20 protein-coding genes and 1 tRNA gene are annotated in these 22,468 nt (G+C 67.9%); 8 read left to right on the forward strand and 13 right to left on the reverse strand.

What is annotated here, in order from left to right; translation table 11 throughout:
* Positions 1–20 precede the first annotated feature (20 nt).
* Positions 21–1,238, reverse strand: a complete 1,218-nt coding sequence (gene ftsY / locus CBM2586_RS01650; protein WP_115686690.1) for a signal recognition particle-docking protein FtsY — start codon at positions 1,236–1,238, stop codon at positions 21–23.
* 228 nt (positions 1,239–1,466) lie between these two features.
* Here ftsY and CBM2586_RS01655 point away from each other — a divergent pair, with 228 nt between their 5' ends.
* The 5 genes from CBM2586_RS01655 (at position 1,467) to CBM2586_RS01675 (ending at position 6,142) form a co-directional block, all read left to right on the forward strand.
* Positions 1,467–3,014: a M16 family metallopeptidase gene (locus tag CBM2586_RS01655; RefSeq protein WP_115663113.1), complete on the forward strand. Its 1,548-nt coding sequence runs from the start codon at positions 1,467–1,469 to the stop codon at positions 3,012–3,014.
* Between the two features lie 10 nt (positions 3,015–3,024).
* Positions 3,025–4,407 carry a M16 family metallopeptidase gene (locus CBM2586_RS01660; RefSeq protein WP_115663112.1) on the forward strand — a complete coding sequence of 461 codons (1,383 nt, stop codon included), beginning with the start codon at positions 3,025–3,027 and terminating at the stop codon, positions 4,405–4,407.
* Positions 4,408–4,447: 40 nt separating this feature from the next.
* Positions 4,448–5,095 carry a 16S rRNA (guanine(966)-N(2))-methyltransferase RsmD gene (gene rsmD / locus CBM2586_RS01665; RefSeq protein ID WP_172583278.1) on the forward strand — a complete coding sequence of 216 codons (648 nt, stop codon included), beginning with the start codon at positions 4,448–4,450 and terminating at the stop codon, positions 5,093–5,095.
* A 233-nt stretch (positions 5,096–5,328) separates the two neighbouring features.
* A complete protein-coding gene (coaD, locus tag CBM2586_RS01670) occupies positions 5,329–5,814 on the forward strand; it encodes a pantetheine-phosphate adenylyltransferase (protein ID WP_012351649.1) in 486 nt (161 codons plus the stop codon).
* Positions 5,815–5,881: 67 nt separating this feature from the next.
* Entirely contained in the window at positions 5,882–6,142 is a 261-nt protein-coding gene (locus tag CBM2586_RS01675; RefSeq protein WP_115663110.1) for a YfhL family 4Fe-4S dicluster ferredoxin, read from the forward strand.
* Between the two features lie 137 nt (positions 6,143–6,279).
* Here the strand turns inward: CBM2586_RS01675 and CBM2586_RS01680 are convergent, their stop codons facing one another.
* The 8 genes from CBM2586_RS01680 to CBM2586_RS01715 all read right to left on the reverse strand — a co-directional run bounded on the left by CBM2586_RS01680 (position 6,280) and on the right by CBM2586_RS01715 (position 14,566).
* The gene (locus CBM2586_RS01680) at positions 6,280–8,139 is read right to left on the reverse strand and encodes a PhoX family protein (protein WP_115686691.1); all 1,860 of its coding nucleotides are present in this window, start codon (positions 8,137–8,139) and stop codon (positions 6,280–6,282) included.
* Between the two features lie 206 nt (positions 8,140–8,345).
* Positions 8,346–8,942: an aminoacyl-tRNA hydrolase gene (gene pth / locus CBM2586_RS01685; protein ID WP_115663108.1), complete on the reverse strand. Its 597-nt coding sequence runs from the start codon at positions 8,940–8,942 to the stop codon at positions 8,346–8,348.
* 150 nt (positions 8,943–9,092) lie between these two features.
* Entirely contained in the window at positions 9,093–9,710 is a 618-nt protein-coding gene (locus CBM2586_RS01690) for a 50S ribosomal protein L25/general stress protein Ctc (protein WP_012351653.1), read from the reverse strand.
* A gap of 134 nt (positions 9,711–9,844) precedes the next feature.
* A complete protein-coding gene (locus tag CBM2586_RS01695; protein ID WP_115663107.1) occupies positions 9,845–10,798 on the reverse strand; it encodes a ribose-phosphate pyrophosphokinase in 954 nt (317 codons plus the stop codon).
* Positions 10,799–10,894: 96 nt separating this feature from the next.
* Positions 10,895–10,971: transfer RNA gene (locus tag CBM2586_RS01700), tRNA-Gln, on the reverse strand.
* A 59-nt stretch (positions 10,972–11,030) separates the two neighbouring features.
* Positions 11,031–11,909, reverse strand: a complete 879-nt coding sequence (gene ispE, locus CBM2586_RS01705; RefSeq protein WP_115663106.1) for a 4-(cytidine 5'-diphospho)-2-C-methyl-D-erythritol kinase — start codon at positions 11,907–11,909, stop codon at positions 11,031–11,033.
* 11 nt (positions 11,910–11,920) lie between these two features.
* On the reverse strand, positions 11,921–12,532 hold the full coding sequence (gene lolB / locus CBM2586_RS01710; RefSeq protein ID WP_115686692.1) for a lipoprotein insertase outer membrane protein LolB: 612 nt from the start codon (positions 12,530–12,532) through the stop codon (positions 11,921–11,923).
* A gap of 90 nt (positions 12,533–12,622) precedes the next feature.
* Positions 12,623–14,566, reverse strand: a complete 1,944-nt coding sequence (locus CBM2586_RS01715; protein ID WP_115686693.1) for a tetratricopeptide repeat protein — start codon at positions 14,564–14,566, stop codon at positions 12,623–12,625.
* Between the two features lie 153 nt (positions 14,567–14,719).
* Here CBM2586_RS01715 and mutM point away from each other — a divergent pair, with 153 nt between their 5' ends.
* The 3 genes from mutM (at position 14,720) to mutY (ending at position 19,149) form a co-directional block, all read left to right on the forward strand.
* Positions 14,720–15,610 carry a bifunctional DNA-formamidopyrimidine glycosylase/DNA-(apurinic or apyrimidinic site) lyase gene (mutM, locus tag CBM2586_RS01720; protein WP_115663103.1) on the forward strand — a complete coding sequence of 297 codons (891 nt, stop codon included), beginning with the start codon at positions 14,720–14,722 and terminating at the stop codon, positions 15,608–15,610.
* Positions 15,611–15,869: 259 nt separating this feature from the next.
* Entirely contained in the window at positions 15,870–17,822 is a 1,953-nt protein-coding gene (locus tag CBM2586_RS01725; protein ID WP_115686695.1) for a dynamin family protein, read from the forward strand.
* Positions 17,823–17,973: 151 nt separating this feature from the next.
* Positions 17,974–19,149: an A/G-specific adenine glycosylase gene (gene mutY / locus CBM2586_RS01730; RefSeq protein WP_115686696.1), complete on the forward strand. Its 1,176-nt coding sequence runs from the start codon at positions 17,974–17,976 to the stop codon at positions 19,147–19,149.
* A 33-nt stretch (positions 19,150–19,182) separates the two neighbouring features.
* Here mutY and CBM2586_RS01735 read toward each other — a convergent pair whose 3' ends face one another.
* From CBM2586_RS01735 to hprK, 4 genes are all read right to left on the reverse strand, one after another.
* Positions 19,183–19,842 carry an LON peptidase substrate-binding domain-containing protein gene (locus CBM2586_RS01735; RefSeq protein ID WP_115663100.1) on the reverse strand — a complete coding sequence of 220 codons (660 nt, stop codon included), beginning with the start codon at positions 19,840–19,842 and terminating at the stop codon, positions 19,183–19,185.
* A 92-nt stretch (positions 19,843–19,934) separates the two neighbouring features.
* Positions 19,935–20,810 (reverse strand): RNase adapter RapZ, encoded by an 876-nt coding sequence (rapZ, locus tag CBM2586_RS01740; RefSeq protein WP_115663099.1) that lies wholly within the window; start codon positions 20,808–20,810, stop codon positions 19,935–19,937.
* Between the two features lie 108 nt (positions 20,811–20,918).
* Positions 20,919–21,311 carry a PsiF family protein gene (locus CBM2586_RS01745; protein WP_115663098.1) on the reverse strand — a complete coding sequence of 131 codons (393 nt, stop codon included), beginning with the start codon at positions 21,309–21,311 and terminating at the stop codon, positions 20,919–20,921.
* Between the two features lie 170 nt (positions 21,312–21,481).
* Positions 21,482–22,453, reverse strand: coding sequence for an HPr(Ser) kinase/phosphatase (hprK, locus tag CBM2586_RS01750; RefSeq protein WP_012351664.1), 972 nt, complete (start codon positions 22,451–22,453; stop codon positions 21,482–21,484).
* Between the last annotated feature and the right edge of the window lie 15 nt (positions 22,454–22,468).

Genomic DNA, 22,468 nt, shown 5'->3' on the forward strand with positions numbered 1-22,468 from the left:
GTCTGGCAGGACGGCGGGATTTAACCCAGCAGCGCCTCGGCGAATTCCTCCGCCTTGAACGGCTGCAGGTCTTCCACCTTCTCGCCCACGCCGATGAAGTAGACCGGCACCGGGCGCTGGCGCGCGATCGCGGCCAGGATGCCGCCCTTGGCGGTGCCGTCGAGCTTGGTCACGATCAGGCCGGTAAGCCCCAGCGCGTCGTCGAAGGCGCGCGTTTGCTGCAGGGCGTTCTGGCCGGTATTGGCATCGATCACCAGCAGCACCTCGTGCGGCGCGCTCGGCATGGCCTTGCTGATCACGCGCTTGACCTTCTTCAGCTCTTCCATCAGGTGCAGCTGCGTCGGCAGGCGCCCGGCGGTGTCGGCCATGACGATGTCGATGCCGCGCGCCTTGGCGGCATTGACCGCGTCGAAGATCACCGCCGCCGGGTCGCCGCTTTCCTGCGCCACCACGGTGACGTTGTTGCGTTCGCCCCAGATCGCCAGCTGTTCGCGCGCGGCGGCGCGGAAGGTGTCGCCGGCGGCCAGCAGCACCTTCTGGTCATAGCGCTGGAAGTGCTTGCACAGCTTGCCGATGCTGGTGGTCTTGCCGGCGCCGTTGACGCCCGCGATCATCATCACCAGCGGCTGCTCGCGGCCCAGCGCCATGGTCTTTTCAAGCGGGCGCAGCAGCTGCGTCAGCAGCTCGCGCAGCGCCGCCTTGACGCCCTCCGCGTTTTCGATGCGCTCGGACCTGACGCGCTTGCGCAGTTCGCCCAGCAGGTACTCGGTGGCCTCGACGCCGGCATCGGCCATCAGCAGTGCGGTTTCCAGTTCTTCGAACAGGTCTTCGTCGACCTTGACGCCGACGAACAGCGTGCCGAGGTTGCGGCTGGTCTTGGACAGGCCAGTGCGCAGGCGCTGCATCCAGCCCTGCCTGGCCTCGGCGCTGGGCGCGGGCGGCGGCACCAGCTCCAGCGCCTCGGCCGCCACTGGCGCCGGCGCGGGCGGAGGCACTTGCGCCGGCACGGGCACGGGAACCGGCACGGGCGCTGGGGCTGGCGAGGGCGAGGGCGTTGGCGTTGGCGTTGGCGTTGGCGTCGGGGACGGTGCCGGGGACGGTGCCGGGGACGGTGCCGGGGACGGTGCCGGGGCTGGCTCGGGCACCTCCGGCACGGGGGCCAGGGCTGGCGCGGGCGCCTCGGTGGGCGCCTCGACGGGCGCCGGCTCGGCCTTGCGCTTCTTCCAGAAACTAAACATTGGGGAACGGGGTCAATACCGGGGCCAATACCCTGGCGGCAGCCAATGCCAGCAGGCAACCGGTGATTAATCAATGGGTTACGCAGGCTTCGCGAAGGCTGGGGAGAAACCGTTGTGGTCCCGGCCGGCGATTGCGTATAGTTCGCTACATGAGTTCACTACATGGCAGATTCGCGCGCAGCGTCGTGCACGCGAATCGATCGGCAAAATTTTAGCAGACGGGGTCGCATGAACCATCGCGCTGTCATGACCGCAACGGGCGCAGCAGGCAACATGGCCGCCGCCCACACGCGCATCCAACGCCACGCACCACCCTTGCAGGCGCCACCCGTCCGCGCCGAGCGACTGGCGCGGCGGCTCATCCCCGCGCTGCTGCTGGCGCTGCTGCCGTGGTCGCTGCCCGCTGCGGCGCAGGGCGTGGTGGCCTCGCCGATGCCGGCGGCGCAGACCGCGCCGGCGGGCGCCACCGCCCACGGCACGACCGAATACCGGCTGTCCAACGGACTGCGGCTGATCGTCAAGGAAGACCACCGCGCCCCGACGGTGGCACACCAGGTCTGGTACCGCGTGGGCGGCATCGACGAGGTCAGCGGCACCACCGGCGTGGCCCACATGCTGGAACACATGATGTTCAAGGGCACGCCCAAGGTCGGCGTGGGCGAATTCTCCAAGCAGGTGGCGGCCCTGGGCGGGCGCGAGAACGCCATGACCAACCGCGACTTCACCATGTACTACCAGCAGATCGGCAAGCAGTACCTGCCGAAGATGATGGAGCTGGAAGCCGACCGCATGGCCAACCTCGTCATCACCAAGGACGAGTTCGAGCGCGAGATGAAGGTGGTGATGGAAGAACGCCGCCTGCGCACCGATGACTCCGCGCGCGGCACGGTGTATGAGCAGCTGCTGGCCACGGTCTATACCGCCGCCGCCTACCGCCACCCGGTGATCGGCTGGATGGACGACCTGGTCAACATGCGCGTCGACGACGTCAAGGACTGGTATCGCCACTGGTATGTGCCCAACAACGCCACCGTGATCGTCACCGGCGACGTCAGGGCCGACGAGGTGCGCGCGCTGGCCGAGCGCTATTACGGCAAGCTCAAGCCGCGCGCGCTGCCGGCGCGCAAGGACCAGGAAGAGCCGGGGCAGAAGGGCATCAAGCGCATCTGGGTCAAGGCGCCCGCCGAGAACCAGTACATGGTGATGGCGTACAAGGTGCCGCGCCTGCGCGACGTCGAGAAAGACGTCGACCCCTATGCGCTCGAGGTGCTGGCGGCGGTGCTCAACGGCTACGACAACGCGCGCCTGACCCGCGAGCTGGTGCGCGAGCAGCGCCTGGCCGACGACGTCAATGTCGGCTACGACAGCATCAACCGCGGCGAGTCGCTGTTCGTGCTCGACGGCACGCCGGCAACGGGCCACAACACCGACGAGATCGAACGCGCGCTGCGCGCCGAGATCCAGCGCATTGCCAGGGAAGGGGTCTCGCCGGAAGAGCTCAAGCGCGTCAAGGCGCAGGTGGTGGCCGGCCAGATCTACAAGCGCGATTCGGTGTTCGGGCAGGGCATGGAGATCGGCGTGTCCGAGATCTCCGAGATCTCGTGGCGCCAGATCGACCGCATGCTCGACAAGATCAAGGCCGTCACGCCGGCGCAGGTGCAGGCCGTCGCCGCGAAGTATTTCAATGACGACAACCTGACCGTGGCCACCCTGGTGCCGCAGCCGATCGATCCGAACAAGCCCAAGTCCCAGGCCCCGTCGGGCCTGCGCCATTGAGAAAAAGGCGATGACCCAGTCCGTCACTTCCGCGCCGCGCCCGCTGCGCAAACTGGCCGGCGCCGCCCTGGGCGCCGTGGTGCTGCTGGCCGCGCAGCTGGCACAGGCAGCGATTCCGATCGAGCACTGGACCGCGTCCACCGGCGCGCGCGTGTTCTTCGTGCACAGCCCGTCGATCCCGATGCTCGACATCAATATCGACTTCGACGCCGGCAGCCGCTATGACCCGCCGGGCAAGGCCGGGCTGGCCACGCTGAGTGCGGCCCTGCTGGACAAGGGCGCCGCCGCGCAGGACGGCCAGCCGGCGCGCGACGAGGCAAAGATTGCCGATGCCTTTGCCGATACCGGTGCCGCCTTTGGCGGTGCGGCCGGCGGCGACCGCGGCGGCATCGGGCTGCGTACCCTGACCGCGCAGCCGGAGCTGGACCAGTCGGTCGCGCTGGCAGCGCAGCTGATCAAGGCGCCGACCTATCCGGATGCCGTGGTCGGGCGCGAGAAGCAGCGGCTGATCACCGCCATCCGCGAAGCCGACACCAAGCCCGGCGTGATCGCCGACAAGGCGCTGGCCCGGGCCATGTATCCCGACCATCCCTACGGCGTTGCCGCGACCCCGGACAGCGTGGCGTCGATCACGCGCGACGACCTCGTCGGCTTCTGGCGCGACAACTATGGCGCCCAGCGCGCGGTGGTGACGCTGATCGGCGCGGTCGACCGCAAGCAGGCCGAGGCCATCGCCGAGCAGCTGACGCGCGGGCTGCCGCCCGGCCGTGCCGCGCCCACGCTGCCGCAGGTGCGGCTAAAGATCGCCCCCAGCGAGCAGCGCCTGCCGCACCCGGCGCAGCAGTCCAGCGTGGCGCTGGGCCAGCCGGCGATCGCGCGCGGCGACCCGGATTATTTCGCGCTGCTGGTGGGCAACTACGTGCTGGGCGGCGGCGGTTTCAGCTCGCGCCTGACTGACGAAGTTCGCGAGAAGCGCGGCCTGACCTACGGCGTGGACAGCTACTTCGCGCCGTCCAAGCAGCCGGGGCCGTTCGGCATCAGCCTGCAGACCAAGAAGGCGCAGACCGACGAGGCGCTGGCCCTGGTGCGCCAGGTGCTGGCGCGCTTTGTCGCCGAGGGACCGAGCGACAAGGAACTGCGCGCAGCCAAGGACAACCTGGTCAACGGCTTTCCGCTGCGCATCGACAACAACCGCAAGTTGCTGACCAACGTGGCCAATATCGGCTGGTACGGGCTGCCGCTCGATTACCTCGATACCTGGACCGCGCAGATCGGCAAGGTCACGCGCGAACAGGTCAGGGCGGCGTTCCAGCGCCATGTGCACCCGGACAACATGGCCACGGTGATCGTCGGCGGGCCGGTGGGCGCGGCGCCCACGGCCTCCCGCCAGTGAGGTCCGCGGTGGATCCCGCCGCAGGCTCTACAATCACGGCATGAATTCGCGTTCCCGATTGCCCTCGCCCGCGCCTCGCGGGCGATCTCCCGTATCTCCCGTGCCGCGCCAGGCACCCGCGCAGGTCCGCATCATTGGCGGACGCTGGAAGCGCACGCTGCTGCCGGTGCCCGACGCCCAGGGTCTGCGCCCGACGCCCGACCGCGTGCGCGAGACCCTCTTCAACTGGCTGGGCCAGGACCTGTCCGGGCTGGAGTGCCTGGACCTGTTCGCCGGCTCCGGCGCGCTCGGCTTCGAGGCCGCCTCGCGCGGCGCGGCCGCGGTGACGCTGGTCGAATCCAATGCGCGCGTGGCCAGGCAATTGCGCGACAACCAGGCTCGCCTCGATGCGTCGCAGGTGCGCGTGATCCAGGGCGACGCCTTCGCCATTGCCGCGCAGCTGCCCGATGCCAGCTTCGACGTGGTGTTCCTGGACCCGCCGTTCGCCGAGGACTGGATCGGCCCGTCGCTGGCGCACGCCGCGCGGCTGTCGCGGCCGGGCGGGGCGGTCTATGTCGAGACCGACCACCCGCTAACCGGCGCCGATGCGCCGGTGCCGGCCTCGCTCGAGATCGTGCGGCACGCGCGCGCCGGAGCGGTGCATTTCCACCTGCTGCAGCATCGCGTGCCGGGCAACGGCGCTGGCTGATCCGTCGTGTTTGTGGCGCATCGGTTCCGGAGCGGGGAAGGGACCCTTCCTGATTGCGGAACCGGTTCTTAGCTGCACTGCCGCAAAACGGTGCCTCCGGCGACTTCCAAGCGGGGCATTTAGGGTTACACTACGCCGCTGTCACAACGCTCGCGACGCAGCACCCACGCTGGCCCGGCCGGCGCAAGAGGCGGCCCTTCCACGGCCGGCAGCGGGCAGATCAAGGAGGAAGTATGGTCAGCGCGGTCTATCCCGGCACCTTCGATCCAATGACCCGGGGACACGAGGATCTGGTCCGCCGTGCGTCGAATATCTTCGACGAACTGGTGGTCGGCGTGGCGCACAGCCCCAACAAGCGCCCGTTCTTTTCGCTCGAAGAGCGCATCAGCATTGCCCGCGAAGTGCTCGGGCACTATCCCAATGTGCGGGTCGAGGGCTTTTCCGGACTGCTCAAGGACTTCGTGCGCAAGAACAATGCGCGCGTGATCGTGCGCGGCCTGCGCGCGGTGTCCGACTTCGAGTATGAATTCCAGATGGCGGGCATGAACCGCTACCTGCTGCCCGACGTGGAGACCATGTTCCTGACCCCGTCGGACCAGTACCAGTTCATCTCCGGCACCTTCGTGCGCGAGATCGCGGTGCTGGGCGGCGACGTCAGCAAGTTCGTGTTCCCCTCGGTGGAACGCTGGCTGCAAGAGAAAATCGCCAAACCGGAATAAAATACGGCTTCAGACACGTCTGATCGCGGCCAGTCGGGCGCGGGCGTGTCCGCAGGAAGGAAACACCATGGCGCTGATGATCACCGACGACTGCATCAACTGCGACGTTTGTGAACCCGAGTGCCCGAACGAAGCCATTTCGATGGGGCCCGAGATCTATGAAATCGACCCCAACAAGTGCACCGAGTGCGTCGGACACTTCGACGAGCCGCAATGCCAGCAGGTCTGCCCGGTCGCGTGCATTCCCAAGGACCCCAACCGCGCCGAGACCCACGAGGTCCTGCTGCAGCGGTACCGGCTGCTGACCGCGGCCCGGCACGCGGCCTGACCCCGGCCACGCCTGGCCTGGGTTGTTGTCCTGGCTTTAGTCGCCCTTAGCCGTGAAAAAAAAGCCCCCGGCACCGCAAGGTGACGGGGGCTTAACCTTTCCCCAATTACTACGTTACTGCCTACTGCACTGCGCGGTCAGGCACCGATCGGCTTGCCGTCGGCACGGCGCACCACGATGGTGGACGAGCGCGGCGGCTTGGCCGCGTCCGGCCACTTGCCGGTCGGGTGCTGGATGTTGATGAAGCAGGTGGTCAGGTCCGGCGTGTAGGCGATGCCGGTGATCTCGCAACCGGTCGGGCCCGCCAGGAAGCGCTTCGACTGGCCCGTCGGCGAGATGTAGTACATGCTGTTGTTGCCGAAGGTGCCGGTGTAGGTGGCGCTGGTGCTCGAATCGGTCTGCACCCACAGGCGGCCCTTGGGATCGACGCGCAGGCCGTCCGGGCTGGAGAAGGTGTCGCCGTTGATATTGCCCTTGAGGTTGTCCGTGGCCAGCGACGGGTCGCCGGCCTGCAGCAGGATGCTCCAGGTGAAGGTGGTGGCCAGCGGCGAATTGCCGGCTTCATTCCACTTGACGATATGGCCGTGCAGGTTGTTCTTGCGCGGGTTGGCGGCGTCGGTCTGCTGGCGGCCGCTGTTGTTGGTCAGCGTGCAGTAGAGGGTGTTGTCCGGCGCGGCGGTGATCCACTCGGGGCGGTCCATCAGCGTGCCGCCAGCCACGCGCGCGGCGGACTTGGTGTTGATCAGCACGTCGGCCTGGGTGGCGAAGTCGACCGTGGTCGGCGCCGGCGACACCGCCGACTGAGTCCAGTTGCCCGGGTCCGAGGCACCGACGGTCAGGCCGTTCTTGCCCTGCGCCAGTTCGATCCACTGGCCGCTGCCATCGGCATTGAACCTGGCCACGTATAGCGTGCCGGTGTCCAGCAGGTTGGCGTTGGCGGCGCGGTTGTTCGGATCGAAGGCTTTGCTCGGCACGAACTTGTAGATGCAGCCCGGGGTGCCGTCGTCGCCCATGTAGAAGGCCACGTTGTTGCTGGCATCGGTGATGTAGGCGACGTTCTCGTGGTCGAAGCGGCCCATCGCGGTGCGCTTGGCCGGCGCGCCCAGCGTGCCGTACGGGTCGATCTCCACCACCCAGCCGTAGCCGTTGTCGGCCTGGGTCGGGTCGATGTAGTTGTCGGTGCTTTCCTCGCAGGTCAGGTAAGTGCCCCACGGGGTATGGCCGCTCGAGCAGTTGTTGAGCATGCCGACCACGGTCGCGCCGATCACCGATGCCGCCGGGCCGCCCACGCGATACAGCGTGTTGCCGGTGTAGCGCTTGTTGTAGATCGAGTCGCGCTTGACCTGCCACTTGCCGCCGGCGGCCAGTTCCACTTCGATCACCGAAATGCCCACCGCCGACAGGGCGATACGCTTCTGCTCCGGGCTCGCGGTGGCGGCATCGTAAGCGGTCGGGAACAGGATGTTGTAGTCCGGCAGTTCGTGGTTGATCGCCAGCAGGCCGCCCTTTTGCGGATCGACGCCCGGCAGCGCGAAGTAATGCATGCCGTCGTGGTTGCCGCCGGCCTGGCGCTCGGTTTCGGCCGACGACTGGAAGGCGCCGGCATAGCCGGTGGCGCCGGCTTCGACCGGGTCACCGGCGGAGAACAGCACGTCGACGCTGTAGCCGCTGGGCACCACCACGGTATCGGCGGTGGACTTGGCGATCGGCTCGAACGTGACCTCGTAGCTCGGCGTGGCCGGGGACGGCGCCGGGGCGGGTGCCGGCGCTGGGGCGGGAGCCGGCGCGGGTGCCGGAGCGGGATCGTCGTCGCCGCCGCAGGCGGCCAGCAGGCCGCTGCCGAAGGCCGACACCATCGACAGGCCCAGGCCGCCGCGCAGCACCCGGCGGCGGGCCGGGTTGGCGGCGACGATGTCCTCGAGCATCTGGCCGGGCACGTCAACGTCGGGCTTGGCGGCGCGGCTTGCGGCGCGCGCTTCGTCGGTCAGGTACGACATGGGCTTTCCTCCTGTGGGATGTCATGCGCATCGGCAACCATGCGATACCGACGCGATTGGAAACCCCGCAATGTAGGTGGTGCCCATGGCACTTTGATGACACTATGTCTGCAACAGCAGACCGGTGCGCCCAAACGACGACGGGCCGCAAATGCGGCCCGTTTTCATGCTGCTGTCGCAGAAATATGCTGGCTGGCGTGCGGCGCTCAGCGCGCGGTGTGCAGCTGCGCCATGGCGCGCTCGGCATCGCCGCGGGCCAGCAGGCCGAGCGGCTCGACGCAGCGGTCGATCGCGGCATCGATGGCTTCCTGCTCCTCGCGCCGCGGCGGCTTGAGCACGAAGTTGACCACGTCCTCGCGGCCCGCGCCGGCGCCGCCGGGGGCATTGCGCGGGTGGCCCACGCCCAGGCGCAGGCGCCAGTAGTCCTGCGTGCCGAGGTGGGCCGAGATGTCCTTCAGGCCATTGTGGCCGCCCGCGCCGCCGCCGCGCTTGAGCTTGGCGGCGCCCGCCGGCAGGTCCATCTCGTCATGCACGACCACGATCTCGCCGGGCAGGATCTTGTAGAAGCGCGCCAGCGACACCACCGCCAGGCCCGAGCGGTTCATGAAGGTCGACGGCTTGAGCAGCCAGACCTCCTGGTCCCAGAGCCGCGCGCGCGCGGCCAGCCCGTGGAAGCGGCCCTCGACGCGCAGCGTGGCGCCGCCCATGCGGGCCAGCTGGTCGACCAGCCAGAAGCCGGCGTTGTGTCGGGTGGCCTCGTATTCCGCACCGGGATTGCCGAGGCCGACGATAAGCTTGATCATGCGTGTGACTGTGTCATTGGCGCGCGGGACTGCGCCACAGGCGCCAAGGATACCGAAAAACCGGCAGTCCGCTGCCGGACGAAAAAAAACCGCCGCGGGAGCGGCGGTTTCTTCGTGGCGCGGCCCGTGGGCCGCCACCGCTGCGGCAGCTTAGGCAGCCGGGGTTTCGCCAGCGGCTTCGCCGCCTTCGGCAGCTTCCGACACGGCGCCAGCCGGTTGCGAGATGCTGGCGATGGCCGGATTGTCGTCACCGTGGGTGATCACGGTCACGCCCTTCGGCAGCTTCAGGTCGGACAGGTGCAGGGTCTGGCCCAGTTCCATGGCGCCGACGTCCACCTCGATGAACTCGGGCAGGTCGGCCGGCAGGCACGACACTTCCAGGTCGTTGACGATGTGGTTGACCAGGCCATGGCCCAGCTTCACGCCAGGAGCGGTTTCCTGGTTCATGAAGTGCAGCGGCACCTTGACGTGGATCTTGTCGTTGGCCGACACGCGCTGGAAATCGACGTGCAGCACCAGCGGCTTGAACGGGTGCATCTGGAATGCGCGCAGCAGCGCCTTTTCCGACTTGCCAGCGACTTCCAGGTCGAGGATCGACGAGTGGAACGCTTCCTTCTTCAGGGCGTGCCACAGGGCGTTGTGATCCAGTTCGATCATCTTCGGCTCGGCGGCGCCGCCGTAGATGATGCCGGGGGTCTTGCCCGAATTGCGCAGGCGGCGGCTCGCACCCGTTCCCTGTACGCTACGCTCGAAAGCGACAACTTTCATGATGACTCCAAAATGTAAGAAGGCTGTCCGCGACCAGACAGCCTCGTTGCGGCGCAAATCCAGAGCACTTGCGCCGATCAGGTCACGTTGACCGCCAGATCATGGCGATCAACGCAGCAAAGCCAGAGATTCTATCAGGAACCCGCGAACAGCGACATGATCGAGTCGCCCTTGACGATGCGGGTGAAGGTCTCGGCCAGCAACGGCGCGGTCGAGAGCTGGCGGATCTTGGCGCACTTGGCGGCTTCCTCGGACAGCGGGATGGTGTCGCACACCACCACTTCGTCCAGCGCCGAATCGGCGATGCGGGCCGCCGCGCCGCCCGACAGCACGGGGTGCGTGCAGTAGGCGAACACCTTCAGCGCGCCACGCTCCTTCAGCACCTGGGCGGCCTTGCACAGCGTGCCGCCGGTGTCGATCATGTCATCCATGATGACGCAGTTGCGGCCTTCGACTTCACCGATGATGTTCATCACCTCGGCCACGTTGGCCTTGGGACGACGCTTGTCGATGATGGCCAGGTCGCAGTTCAGTTCCTTGGCCAGCGCGCGGGCACGTACCACGCCGCCGACGTCCGGCGAGACCACCAGCAGGTCGCCGTAGTTCTTCTCGCGCAGGTCGCCCAGCAGTACCGGCGAAGCGTAGATGTTGTCGACGGGAATATCGAAAAAGCCCTGGATCTGGTCGGCGTGCAGGTCCATCGTCAGCACGCGCTCGACGCCGGCGACTTCCAGCATGTTGGCCACCACCTTGGCCGAGATCGCCACGCGCGCCGAACGCGGGCGGCGGTCCTGGCGGGCATAGCCGAAGTAGGGCATGGCGGCGGTGATGCTGCGTGCCGAGGCGCGCTTGAGCGCATCGACCATCACCATCAGTTCCATCAGGTTGTCGTTGGTCGGCGCGCAGGTGGACTGCAGCACGATGACGTGCTTGCCGCGAACATTTTCCTGGATTTCGACCTGTACTTCACCGTCGGAGAAACGGCCAACCTGAGCCTTGCCCAGCGGAATGCCGAGGTGCTGTACGACAGCCTCCGCGAGTTTGGGGTTGGCGTTGCCGGTAAATACCATCAAGCCTTCGCTGCTCATTCGGGGCACCTGTCTTGCTGCTGGGGGAGCTTGGTGTCACCGGCGAAGCCGGTGACTTGGAGATATCGTGTTCCGTTAGGACACTATAGGAAGTAATGGCAGGGGAAGAAGGATTCGAACCTTCGAATGCCGGAATCAAAATCCGGTGCCTTGACCAACTTGGCGACTCCCCTACACAACCGGGCCGCTCTTCGTGGTACCAAACTGCCGTACCGCGCCGAACGATAACTTGCTATGCGAACGTCGCGAGCGGATGATGTGCCAGACTTCTCACACACCTGCCATCCCATTCGGGAGGCAACCTTTCCAAAACCTGCTGCGCTGTTCTTGCGTCTGAAAAACGCGCAAACACGCAGGCTCCGGAACCGGTCATCCGGGCATGCTGGTTATGTTGCTTCAGCCATGCCAGGGCTCGGGCGACTTCGCCGAACTTCGCTGTTGCTATCGGTTCCAGGTCGTTGCGACCGAAATCGAATTTGTTTGTGCGAGCAGCGAAGACCGCAATTATGGAGATTGGTGTATCCCTTGTCAAGCACTCGTCCGAAAAAATTTCAGCGGTGGGCACGTGCTGCTTGGGGTGGATGATCACGAACCAGCTGTCGGGCAGCTCGACCGGCGTGAGATCTTCGCCGATGCCCTGCGCAAAGGCGTTCTGCCCGAGCACGAACACCGGCACGTCGGCGCCCAGCGTCAGCCCGATCCGCATCAGCTCGGCGCGCGCCAGACCCAGGCCCCACAGGTGGTTCAGCGCCAGCAGCGTGGTGGCGGCGTCGGAAGAGCCGCCGCCGATGCCGCCGCCCATCGGAAGCACCTTGTCGATGGCGATCTCGGCGCCGAAGGTGGTGCCGGTGGCGGCCTGGAGCGCGCGCGCCGCCCGCACCACCAGGTCGGTCTCGGCCGGCACGCCGGGCACCTCGGTGACGCGCACGACCACGCCGTCGTCGCGGCGGCGGAAATGCAGCGTGTCGCACCAGTCGACCAGCTGGAACACGGTCTGCAGCGTGTGGTAGCCGTCGGCGCGGCGGCCGGTCACGTGCAGGAACAGATTGAGCTTGGCCGGCGCCGGACAGTCGCGCAGTTCGGGCGGGGGCAGGGGATGGCTGCTTGGCATGACGGAGGCCGTTATGGCGTCTGGGGATCGATGACCAGGCGCACCGACAGCGGATTGCTGCCGGCGTCGCGCGCCAGGTCGATACGGCGGGGCACCTGGGTGGCGGCAGTGCCGGCGGCGGGCGGGTCCTGCCACGCGACGTAGCGCACGGTCCAGCCGTTCTGCGCCAGCGTCGCCAGCCGGCCCTGCTCGTCGCGCGTGGCGCGCGCCGGCGTGCCAAGCGTGGGACGCCCGTGCAGCCAGTCGCGCATGCCGGCGACCGGCAGCGCAAAGCCCAGCGCTTCCTCCATCAGCGTATCGACCTCGGGCGCGTTGCGCGGCGGCTGGTTGGGCAGGTCGAGGGTGGCGCCCGATGGCGTGGCGGTGACCACGGCCAGGGTCTGGCCAAGCGGCGAGACCAGGTCGAGCCGCACGTTGCGGCCCTGCTCCTCCCAGCGGAAGCTGCCCTGCACGCCCTCGTCGCGCCCGTAGCGCACGTAATTGGCGGAAAAGCGGCCGGTGTACTGCTGGCTGGCGGCGTCCTGGTCGAGATCGAAGCTGCGCGATGGCGCCACGCTGGCGCACGCCTGCAGCAGCAGGGGCGCGCCAAGGCAAAGCAGCGCCAGGCGTCGGGATCGGTTCATGGGCATGGTGGTAAGGACGGCGGCGCGGGGGCCGCCGGGCTGACGGGAATCCGGCGCCGCGGGCGGGCGTGCCGGCCGCGGCGCACGGGCTTACCTGGAGGGCTGGACGTTGACCTTGTAGCGGCGCAGCGTGTCGATCAGGGTCTCGTTCTCGGGATCGATACGCACGGCCTCGGTCCAGGTCTTGCGGGCCTCGTCGTGTTCGCCGAGCTGCCACAGCACCTCGCCGAGATGCGCGCCGATTTCAGCCTCGGGGGCCTTGGCATAGGCGTTGCGCAGCAGCGCGGCCGCGGGCTGCAGGTCGCCCATGCGGAATTTGACCCAGGCCAGGCTGTCCATGATGTACGGATCGTCCGGGCCCAGCTCGGCGGCACGCTCCAGCAGCTTGAGCGCCTCGGGCAGGCGCTCGTTGCGGTCCGCCAGCGAATAGCCGAGGGCGTTGTAGCCCTGCTTCTGTTGCGGCTGCAGCGCAATCACGCGGCGCAGGCCGGTTTCCATGCTGGCGAAGCGCTTCTGGCGCTCGTCGAGCATGGCCAGTTCATAGATCCAGTCGGCGTTGTCGGGCTCGGCCACGATGCGGTCGTTCAGCACCTTGCGGGCACGGTCGTAGGCCTTGCTCTCCATCAGCGTGGCCACTTCGGCCTGGCGGATGGCGGTCACGCGCTGCGCGCGCTGGCCGGGATCGGGGATGTCCTCGGCGTCGCTGAGCATCTCGCCGAACAGCGCCTGGGCGTCGTCGAGCTTGCCCATGCGCGCCAGCAGCTGGGCGCGCTTGGCAGTGGCCGCCGGCGCCAGCCGGATGTCCTCGATGCGGTCGAGCCAGCGGATCGCGCCGGCGTAGTCCTTGCGCTCCTCGGCGATCTGCGCCAGGTATTGATAGGCGATATCGGGATTGGCGCTGGGTTGTTTTTCGACCAGCTGCAGGTATTCCTGCAGGTACTGTTCGGCCTCGCCGTAGTTCTTGGCCTGCAGGCTGGTCAGGCCCAGCGCCAGCGGCACGCGCGGGTCGGCGGGGGCCACCTTGCGCAGCGTCTCGAACTCCTGGCGGGCCGCCGGCATGTCGTTCTTCAGCAGGTATAGCCGCGCCAGCGTGATATGGCCGTTGACCGATTCGGGCGACTTTTCCAGGAAGCGCTTGAGCACCGCCACGGCTTCGTCGGGCTGCTTCTCGGCGCGCAGTTCGGCCGACATCAACGCGGCCGCTTCATAGCCGGGCCGCAGCCGCAGGGCCTGGTCGAGCGCGGCCAGCGCGCCCGCCTCGTCGCCGGCAACTTCGCGCGCGCGCGCCAGTGCCAGCTGGGTCTCGGGCAGCTTGATGTCGTTGCGGGTCAGTTCCTGCAGCAGCGCGGCCGCGCCGGCCGGATCGCTGGTGCGCGACAGCTGCTGCTGCAGCTGCAGGATGGCTTCGCCGCGCTGGCCGGCCGGCACCGCGGCAAGTTGTTGCTGCAGCAGGGGGCGGGCGTCATCCCAGCGACCGTTGAGCACCAGCAGGGTCGACAGCACCTGGCCGGCCGCGGGCGAGGATGGAGTGATCTCCTTCCATAGCCGCGCGGCGTCGAGCGCCTGCTGCGGGATGCGCGCGTTGAAGGCGATCTCGGTGGCACGCTGCGCGAAGCGCGGGTCGCGGGTCTGGCGCGCCAGTTCCAGGTAGGTGCGGTAGGCCGGGCCGATCAGTCCGCGCTGGATGGAAATCTCGGCGGCGAGCACCATATAGACGATATCGTCGGTCAGCTCCAGCGACGGCAGTGCCGGACGCGCTGGCTTGGCCGCCGGGGCGTCAGCCGCGGCCAGTTGCAGCATGGGCAGCGAAGCGGCGCCGACGGGCGGCGCGGCGTGGCTGGCGCCAGCCGCCGCCGCCAGCAGCGCGCTGGCGGCCAGAGCGCGCACATGGCGCCGCGGGGCGTGCCACCAGCGGGCCGGGGTGCCGGCACGGCGCGCCGTGCGCGAACCGGCGCCCGGCGATGTGGTCAGGCCGCCGCCCGCGGTGGCTTGCAACGTGGAGTCCGGCATCAGGTCCGGCATCAGGTCCGACATGTATTGAGTGCTCCGGCGCGCGCTGGCGAAGGATAGGAGATTGCGCAGTGATAAGGGCATTGTAGCCTGCCGCTACAATGCGCTGCTTGGCGCCGCAGGCCGGCGCCAGCAGGCGCTGCAGGAGTTTTGAGCGGTAACCAACGGAGAGGTTCGATGCCTGAATTGCCCGAGGTCGAGGTGACCCGGCGCGGCTTGCTGCCGCATGTGGTGGGGCGGCGCATCGCCGCGGTCACGGTGCGCCACCGCGGCCTGCGCTGGCCGGTCGACCCGGACCTCGAAACCCGCCTGGCCCAGCGCCTGGTGCGCCGCATCGAGCGCCGCGGCAAGTATCTGCTGCTGGAATGCGTCAGCGCCGACGCGGCGCAGCCGCCCGGCTGGCTGCTGGTGCATCTCGGCATGACGGGCACACTGAGGGTGCTACCCGAGGCACCACCGCCGGGCGTGCATGATCACTTCGACCTGGTGCTCAACGCCGAGCCCGACGCGGCGTCAGCAGCAACATCCGGCCCGCAGCCAGACACCATCGTGCTGCGCTTCCGCGATCCACGCCGCTTCGGCGCCATCCTCTGGACTACGCTGCCGGAGGCGGAACTGCCGTCGCATCCGCTGCTGAGCACCCTCGGCATCGAGCCGTTCGATCCGGCCTTCGACGGCGCCTGGCTGCACCGCCATACGCGCGGTCGCAGTGCGGCGATCAAGACCGTGCTGCTGTCCGGCGCGATCGTGGTGGGCGTGGGCAACATCTACGCCTCCGAAAGCCTGTTCCGCGCCGGTATCCACCCGACCACGCCGGCCGGACGCCTGAGCCGCGCGCGTTGCGACCGGCTGGCGCAAGCCGTGCGCGACACCCTGGCGCAGGCGATCGAGCGCGGCGGCAGCACACTGCGCGACTTTGTCGGCAGCGACGGCGCCAGCGGCTACTTCCAGCTCGATTGCTTTGTCTATGACCGCGCTGGCCTGCCATGCCGGGTGTGCGCCAAACCGGTGCGCCAGATCGTCCAGGGCCAGCGTTCCACCTTCTATTGCACCAACTGCCAGCACTGATCGGCGCGCGGAGTGCTTCACGGACGGCCCGCTGCCGCGGGCCGATGGATCGGCGCAACACTGGCGGGGTCACCGCCATCCAAGGGGCGGGAATTCCACAAAAGCGCCCTGGAAACCTGTATCGTGTGCGCAGTCATAAAAAGTTACAAAATGGCCGGCCGCGTCCATGGCAGGGTTGCGGACCGGCATCGCGAACACGGGCATGCCGCCAGGGAGGGTGGCGGGCCCCGAGGCAAAACCACGCCAGCCCAACAGCTCCATGACAACGCTCGCCCACCAATTCGAACAATACGGCGCCTGGAGAACCGGGGTCCTCCAGTCACTGGCCGAATTCCAGTCCTGGCTGCAGCAGCACGACCTCTACGATGCGCAGGCCGACGACCGCGTGCAGCGCATCCAGAGCGTGCTGCGCAGCGACCGCCTCAAGGTCGCCTTCATCGCCGAGTTCTCGCGTGGCAAGAGCGAGCTGATCAACGCCATCTTCTTTGCCGACTACGGGCGCCGCATCCTGCCGTCGTCGGCGGGGCGCACCACCATGTGCCCGACCGAGTTGCGCTACGACGAGGCCGAGCCACCCAGCATCCGCCTGCTGCCGATCGAGACGCGCCTGCAGGACGCCTCGACCGCCGACTTCATCGAGGCCGGCACCTCGGCATCGCACTGGCATTCGGTGCCGCTGGATCCATCGTCGCCCGAGGGCATGCTCGAGGCGTTCCAGCACGTGGTGCAGACCATGCGCGTCCCGCCCGAACAGGCCGAGGCACTGGGGTTGTACCACGAGAACGACCCGGATGCCGCCTATGCGGTCGATGCCGAAGGCATGGTCGAGATCTCGCGCTGGCGCCACGCCGTCATTAATTTTCCGCATCCGCTGCTGCGCCAGGGCCTGGTGATCCTTGACACGCCGGGCCTGAACGCGATTGGCACCGAACCCGAGCTGACGCTGCGGCTGATCCCGGACGCGCATGTGGTGGTGTTCGTGCTGGCCGCCGACGCGGGCGTGACCAAGAGCGACCTGGAACTGTGGCGCAGCCATGTCGGCGCCGGACACCGGCGCGGCTGCCTGGCGGTGCTCAACAAGATCGACGGACTGTGGGATCCGCTGCGCCAGCCCGGCGAGATCGCGCACGAAATCGCGCGGCAGGTGTCGACCACCGCGCAGGTGCTGGGCATCGAGCAGTCGCGCGTGTATCCGGTGTCGGCGCAGAAGGGGCTGGTGGCCAAGGTCACGCACGACGACCCCCTGCTCGCGCGCAGCGGCTTGCCCGAGTTCGAGCACGTGCTGTCGGACCAGCTGATTCCGCGCCGGCGCGAGATCGTCTCGGACCAGGTGTACCGGCTGGTGCAGGACATGGCGCGCGCCGCGCAGCAGCTGCTGCAGAGCCGCCGCCGCGATATCGTCGAGCAGTTGTTCGAGCTGCGCGGACTGCGCGGCAAGAACCATGCGATGGTCAAGCACATGCTGATGCGGGTGCAAAGCGAGAAGGAAGAGTTCGAGCAGAGCATCAGCAAGTTCCAGGCGCTGCGCCTGGTCTTTGGCCGGCACAGCGCCGACATCATCAAGAGCCTGCAATTGCGCGACGTTCGCCGCACCATGCGCGGCGCGCGCGAGCAGATGAAGGAGCGCTTCTTCTCGCGCGGCCTGCGCGAGGACATGGAAGCGTTGTTCGGGCAGCTGAGCGGGCTGGTGAGCGATGCCGACAACAAGATCGGCCAGCTGCACCAGTTGATCGACAGCATGTACCGGCGCTTCAATGCCGAGCACGGCTTCACGCTGCCGGCGCCGATGCAGTTCACCGCCGAGCGCTACCTGGCCGAGCTGAAGGAGACGCTGCGACTGGTGCAGGCGCATTTCGGCACGGTCAGCATGCTGACGCGTTCGCGCCCGCAGCTGGTGCAAAGCGCGTTCAACACCATGGCCAGCCGCGTGCTGGACAATTTCCGCGGCCTCAACCGCGATATCGAAGTGTGGCTCAAGTCGGTGATGACGCCGCTGGAAGCGCAGGTGCGCGAACACCAGAAGCAGCTGCGCCGGCGTGTCGATTCGATCGAGCGCATCCATGAGGCCACCGACACGCTGGAAAGCCGCATCGCCCAGCTGGAGGAAGTGCTGAATGGGCTGGACGAGCGCAGCGGGCGCATCGAGGGCTTTGCGCAGCGGCTGATGCGGCCGGGGGCCGATGCAGGCAGCGCCAGCCTGGCGGTGGCCTAGCCAGTTCCTGAAGCCGGTATATCATGTGGCGCCGCTCTCCCGCGGCGCTTTTTTTGCTGACCAGCTTCGCACGCTGCCGGTTTGCTCCCCTCTCCCGCGTGCGGGAGAGGGGGCGCCCAACTGGCGACAAGTTCTACACAAGCTTTACCCAATGCCCCGCAAGCCCGTTCCCCGCATCGCTCCCGCCCTTCCCGACGATCTCCACGTGCCGCCGGATTTCGGCGCGCGGGTCGTCAACTGGCAACGCGTCCACGGCCGGCACGACCTGCCGTGGCAGAACACCCGCGATCCGTACCGCATCTGGCTGTCCGAGATCATGCTGCAGCAGACCCAGGTCAGCGCGGTGATCGACTACTTCCAGCGCTTCGTCGCGCAGCTGCCCACGGTGCAGGACCTGGCGGCCGCGCCTGCCGACCAGGTGATGGCGCTGTGGGCCGGGCTCGGCTATTACTCGCGCGCGCGCAACCTGCACCGCTGCGCCATGCAAGTGGTCGGCGAGCACGGCGGCCGCTTCCCCACCGACCCCGCGGTGCTGGTCACGTTGCCGGGCATCGGCCGCTCCACCGCGGCGGCCATCGCCGCCTTCAGCGCGGGGGTGCGCTCGCCGATCCTGGACGGCAACGTCAAGCGCGTGTTCGCGCGCTGCTTCGGCATCCATGGCCATCCGGGCGAGCGCGCGGTGGAAACGCGCATGTGGCAGCTGGCGGAACTGGCCTTGCCGGCGCCCGGACCGCGCCAGGGCGAAGACATGGTTGCCTATACGCAGGGGCTGATGGACCTGGGCGCGACCGTGTGCTCGCGGGGCAAGCCCGCCTGCCTGGCCGAAGCCGAAGCATGTCCGCTGTCCGCCGATTGCGTCGCGCGCCGTGACGGCCTGACCGCCGTGCTGCCTGCGCCCAGGCCGCGCGCCGCGATCCCGGAGCGCAGCACGGTGATGCTGCTGGTGCGGCGCGAGCGTGAAGTGCTGCTGCGCCTGCGTCCGCACAGCGGCATCTGGGGCGGCCTGTGGAGCCTGCCGGAAATACCGGTCGACACCGTGCCCTTCGACGCGGAAGCCGCCGAGGCCCGCGCGCTCGACTACGCGCGCGCGTTCGGCACGCCCGCGCGCGCCGCGCTGGCCGGCGAGCTGACCCATGTGTTCACGCACTTCCGGCTGCTGATCCGCGCCATCCGGGTCGACCTCAACGCGGAGGAGAACATGCTGCGGCAGGACAGTGCGACGCCGGCCGGGCAGCGCTGGCTGTCGCTCGACGATCTCGATGCGCTGGGCACGCCCGCGCCGGTGCGCCGGCTGCTGGAGGACCAGGCGCGGGTGGGCTTGTTCTGAAGCTGGGGCAGGGCGGGGGCGGTGCGAAAGGCCCTAGAGCATGTGGTTCTGCCGCATGTAGCGGTGCACGATCTCGATGCGCATGCCCGCGTCGGGCAAGGCCATCAGCATCTGCTTTGCTTTCAGCGGCACTGGCAGCAGTTCGCACAGCCGGTTGGCGACCCAGCTCGGGTCGTCCCACAGGTAGGGCTCGTCGAAGGGCATGCGGTCGGGCTGCTCGGCGTGCAGCCGCGTGACGATGCGGCGCAGCGCATCCAGGCATTCGCCCAGCAGTTCCAGCTTGCAGTCGATGATGTCGGGAGGGAGCACCTCGGCGCGCGCCACCAGCAGGCCGTCGTCGCGGATTTCGTGGCTAATGATATGGAAGCGCTCGCGCCCGCGCGTGCGGATCAGCAGCACGCCCAGCTGCTCCATGTTGCAGTCGACGATTTCGGCGAGGCAGCCGACCAGTTCTGGCACGGTGGGCTGGTTGGGCCGGGCCACCTCCTCGCCGCTGGCGATCAGGCAGACGCCGAATGGCGCGCTGTCGCGCAGGCAGTTGCGCACCATGTCGACATAGCGCGCCTCGAACACGCGCAACGGCAGCCGTCCACCGGGAAACAGCACCGTGTGCAAGGGGAACAGCGGCAGGTTGTCGAGCGTCCGTGGCGGATCTTCGGATCCTGCCGGACGGTAGAGGTCGGTCGAGGACATGCGGTGCAGGCTTGGGGTCGCGCAGCATTGGGCCGCCAGGCCGACGCCGCGCTCAGATGCCCCGTGCAGCCCGGGGTGCCATGCCGCGTGCGTCAGCCCGCCGGTGCGAGCTCTCGGTGTCTGACCAGCACATTACCATGTGCCCGGAAATAGTTGGCGAGCCTTTCGGCAATATAGACCGAGCGATGCTGCCCGCCGGTGCAGCCGATTGCCACGGTCAGGTAGCTGCGATTGTCGGCGATGAAGCTTGGCAGCCACTTTTCCACGTAGGCGCGGATATCCTCGGCCATTGCCAGCACCATCGGCTGCGCCTGCAGGAAGTCGATCACCGGCGTGTCGCGGCCGGTCAGCGGCCGCAGCGCCAGGTCGTAGTACGGGTTGGGCAGCGAGCGCACGTCGAACACCATGTCGGCATCGCTGGGCACGCCGTGCTTGAAGCCGAACGATTCGAACAGCAGCGTCAGGCGCTGGCTGTCGTCGCGGATCAGTTCCTTGATCCAGCTGCGCAGCGTATTGGTGCGCACATTGCTGGTGTCGATGCGGTGCGCGGCCTCGGCCAGCGGGCTCAGCAGCGCGCGCTCCATCTCGATCGCTTCCATCAGCGCCGTCTCGTTGAAGGCGCCGCCGCCGGCCGCGCCGTCGGTGCGCGCCGACAGTGGATGGCGGCGGCGTGTTTCGGAATAGCGCTGCACCAGGGCATCGGTGCTGGCGGTCAGGAAAATGACCTCGACCTGGTGCTCGGCAGCCAGCGCGCGCACGGTGTCGGGCAGCTGGTCGAGCGACTCGCGGCTGCGGATGTCGGTAGCCACGCCCAGGTGCGTGTAGCCCTGGCCGTCGAGGTAGCGGGTCAGTTCAGGAATGAACTGCGCGGGCAGGTTGTCCACGCAGTAATAGCCTGCATCTTCGAGGACGTTCAGTGCGACGGACTTGCCGGAACCGGATATGCCGGTGATGAGGATGATGCGCATAGCAACTGAAGCATAGCATCAGGTGCCGGCTGCGTCATGACAGCTCGCTGATACCAGCAAAAATGGCGAACCTTCCGGTTCGCCATGCTGCTGCGCGAGCAAGGACGCTCAGGCTGCCTTGGACAGGCACTCCTTCATGTGGGCCTTGTATTCGTCGCCCTTCTTGCCCTTGCCGGACTTGCTGCAGGAAGCCATCTTGTCCTGCTGGGTCTTGGACACGCCCGCCTTCGACAGGCATTCCTTCATGAACGCCTTGCGTTCGTCGCCCTTCTTGCCGGAGGCCTGCGCGTTGCAGGCCTTCATCTTGTCCTGCTGGGTGTTGGCCGCGGGCTTGTCAGGATTGGCCGGAGTAGCAGGCGTAGCGGGCACGGCGGGAGTTGCCGGAGCCGCGGCCGACGGCTTGGCCGGCGTAGCGGGGGTGGCCGGGGTGGCGGTCTGCGCAAAGGCGCTGGCCGCGAACAACGGGGTGACCAGCGCGCACACTGCAATCAGGGTCTTCATGCTTGCTCTCCTCGGGGGTGGACAACCTATCGCCGCGCGCCTGGGTCGGCGTTGCAGCTTCCGTAACGGGCGTGATGCCCATTACAGCACAAAACGGGGCATCCCCGAGAAACGTTGACGGTAGGTTGCTACGCCGTTGTAAGCAATTGAAAACCCCGGGACGTCGAGGCTTACAGCAGCCGCCCCTGTCCGCGCGAGACGGCATCGGCTTGCATCGCGGCGCGCTGCCGGTCCATGAAGTCGCGCAGCGTGTCGATGCCGCGCAGGCGCAGGATGGTGTTGCGCACGGCCGCTTCGACCAGCACGGCAAGGTTGCGGCCGGCCGCCACCTGGATCTTGACCATGTGGATCGGCAGCCCGAGCACGTCCAGGTACTGCGAATCCAGCGGCAGGCGCTCGAATTCGCCGTCGTTGCGCCGCACCAGCTGCACCACCAGCTTGATCTTCATCTTCCGCCGCACCGCGGTCTCGCCGAAGATGGTCTTGATGTCGAGCAGCCCCAGGCCGCGCACTTCCAGCAGGTTCTGCAGCAGCGGCGGGCAGCGGCCCTCGATGAAATCCGGCCCCAGCCGGACAAAATCGACAGCGTCGTCGGCCACCAGCCCATGGCCGCGCGAGATCAGTTCCAGGCCGAGTTCGCTCTTGCCCAGGCCCGATTCGCCCATGATCAGCACGCCCATGCCCAGGATGTCGAGAAACACGCCGTGCATGGTCACGCGCGGCGCCGAGATCCGCGACAGGTACAGGCGCAGGTGGTCGATCACCGCGGCGGATGACACCGGCGTGGTGAACAGCGGCGTTGACGAGCGCGTGCAGCGCAGTTCCAGGTCCGGCGGCGGCTCCATGCCGTCGGCGATCACCAGGAAGGGCGGTTCAAGCAGGATCAGTTCGCCCATCTGGCGCTTGCGGGTCTCGTCGTCCAGGCGCTGGTAGTACGTGATCTCGGGCTTGCCAAGGACCTGGATCCGGTTCGGGTGGATCAGGTTGAGGTGGCCCACCAGGTCTGCGGCGGACGTCGCTTCGCGAGCGAATTCCACGTCAAAGGCGCGGTCAGCGCCCTCCAGGCCAGCGACCCACGAGAGTTTGAGGTCGGCTGCGTTGTCGTCGAAGATGGACTGGGAGGTGACGCCGGTGAGTTCCATGCGGGTTGACTGGTA

This window comes from Cupriavidus taiwanensis, from assembly GCF_900250115.1.
Classification (GTDB): domain Bacteria; phylum Pseudomonadota; class Gammaproteobacteria; order Burkholderiales; family Burkholderiaceae; genus Cupriavidus; species Cupriavidus taiwanensis_B.

What these genes read in the sequence shown, in the direction of transcription:
- CBM2586_RS01655 (WP_115663113.1), top strand. Translation starts at nt 1,467, where the DNA reads ATGAACCATCGCGCTGTCATGACCGCAACGGGCGCAGCAGGCAACATG.
- CBM2586_RS01735 (WP_115663100.1), bottom strand. Translation starts at nt 19,842, where the DNA reads ATGTCCTCGACCGACCTCTACCGTCCGGCAGGATCCGAAGATCCGCCA.
- CBM2586_RS01690 (WP_012351653.1), bottom strand. Translation starts at nt 9,710, where the DNA reads ATGAAAGTTGTCGCTTTCGAGCGTAGCGTACAGGGAACGGGTGCGAGC.
- ispE (WP_115663106.1), bottom strand. Translation starts at nt 11,909, where the DNA reads ATGCCAAGCAGCCATCCCCTGCCCCCGCCCGAACTGCGCGACTGTCCG.
- mutY (WP_115686696.1), top strand. Translation starts at nt 17,974, where the DNA reads ATGCCCCGCAAGCCCGTTCCCCGCATCGCTCCCGCCCTTCCCGACGAT.
- CBM2586_RS01725 (WP_115686695.1), top strand. Translation starts at nt 15,870, where the DNA reads ATGACAACGCTCGCCCACCAATTCGAACAATACGGCGCCTGGAGAACC.
- CBM2586_RS01680 (WP_115686691.1), bottom strand. Translation starts at nt 8,139, where the DNA reads ATGTCGTACCTGACCGACGAAGCGCGCGCCGCAAGCCGCGCCGCCAAG.
- rsmD (WP_172583278.1), top strand. Translation starts at nt 4,448, where the DNA reads ATGAATTCGCGTTCCCGATTGCCCTCGCCCGCGCCTCGCGGGCGATCT.
- CBM2586_RS01715 (WP_115686693.1), bottom strand. Translation starts at nt 14,566, where the DNA reads ATGTCGGACCTGATGCCGGACCTGATGCCGGACTCCACGTTGCAAGCC.
- CBM2586_RS01660 (WP_115663112.1), top strand. Translation starts at nt 3,025, where the DNA reads ATGACCCAGTCCGTCACTTCCGCGCCGCGCCCGCTGCGCAAACTGGCC.
- pth (WP_115663108.1), bottom strand. Translation starts at nt 8,942, where the DNA reads ATGATCAAGCTTATCGTCGGCCTCGGCAATCCCGGTGCGGAATACGAG.
- CBM2586_RS01675 (WP_115663110.1), top strand. Translation starts at nt 5,882, where the DNA reads ATGGCGCTGATGATCACCGACGACTGCATCAACTGCGACGTTTGTGAA.
- lolB (WP_115686692.1), bottom strand. Translation starts at nt 12,532, where the DNA reads ATGAACCGATCCCGACGCCTGGCGCTGCTTTGCCTTGGCGCGCCCCTG.
- ftsY (WP_115686690.1), bottom strand. Translation starts at nt 1,238, where the DNA reads ATGTTTAGTTTCTGGAAGAAGCGCAAGGCCGAGCCGGCGCCCGTCGAG.
- rapZ (WP_115663099.1), bottom strand. Translation starts at nt 20,810, where the DNA reads ATGCGCATCATCCTCATCACCGGCATATCCGGTTCCGGCAAGTCCGTC.
- CBM2586_RS01745 (WP_115663098.1), bottom strand. Translation starts at nt 21,311, where the DNA reads ATGAAGACCCTGATTGCAGTGTGCGCGCTGGTCACCCCGTTGTTCGCG.
- hprK (WP_012351664.1), bottom strand. Translation starts at nt 22,453, where the DNA reads ATGGAACTCACCGGCGTCACCTCCCAGTCCATCTTCGACGACAACGCA.
- mutM (WP_115663103.1), top strand. Translation starts at nt 14,720, where the DNA reads ATGCCTGAATTGCCCGAGGTCGAGGTGACCCGGCGCGGCTTGCTGCCG.
- CBM2586_RS01695 (WP_115663107.1), bottom strand. Translation starts at nt 10,798, where the DNA reads ATGAGCAGCGAAGGCTTGATGGTATTTACCGGCAACGCCAACCCCAAA.
- coaD (WP_012351649.1), top strand. Translation starts at nt 5,329, where the DNA reads ATGGTCAGCGCGGTCTATCCCGGCACCTTCGATCCAATGACCCGGGGA.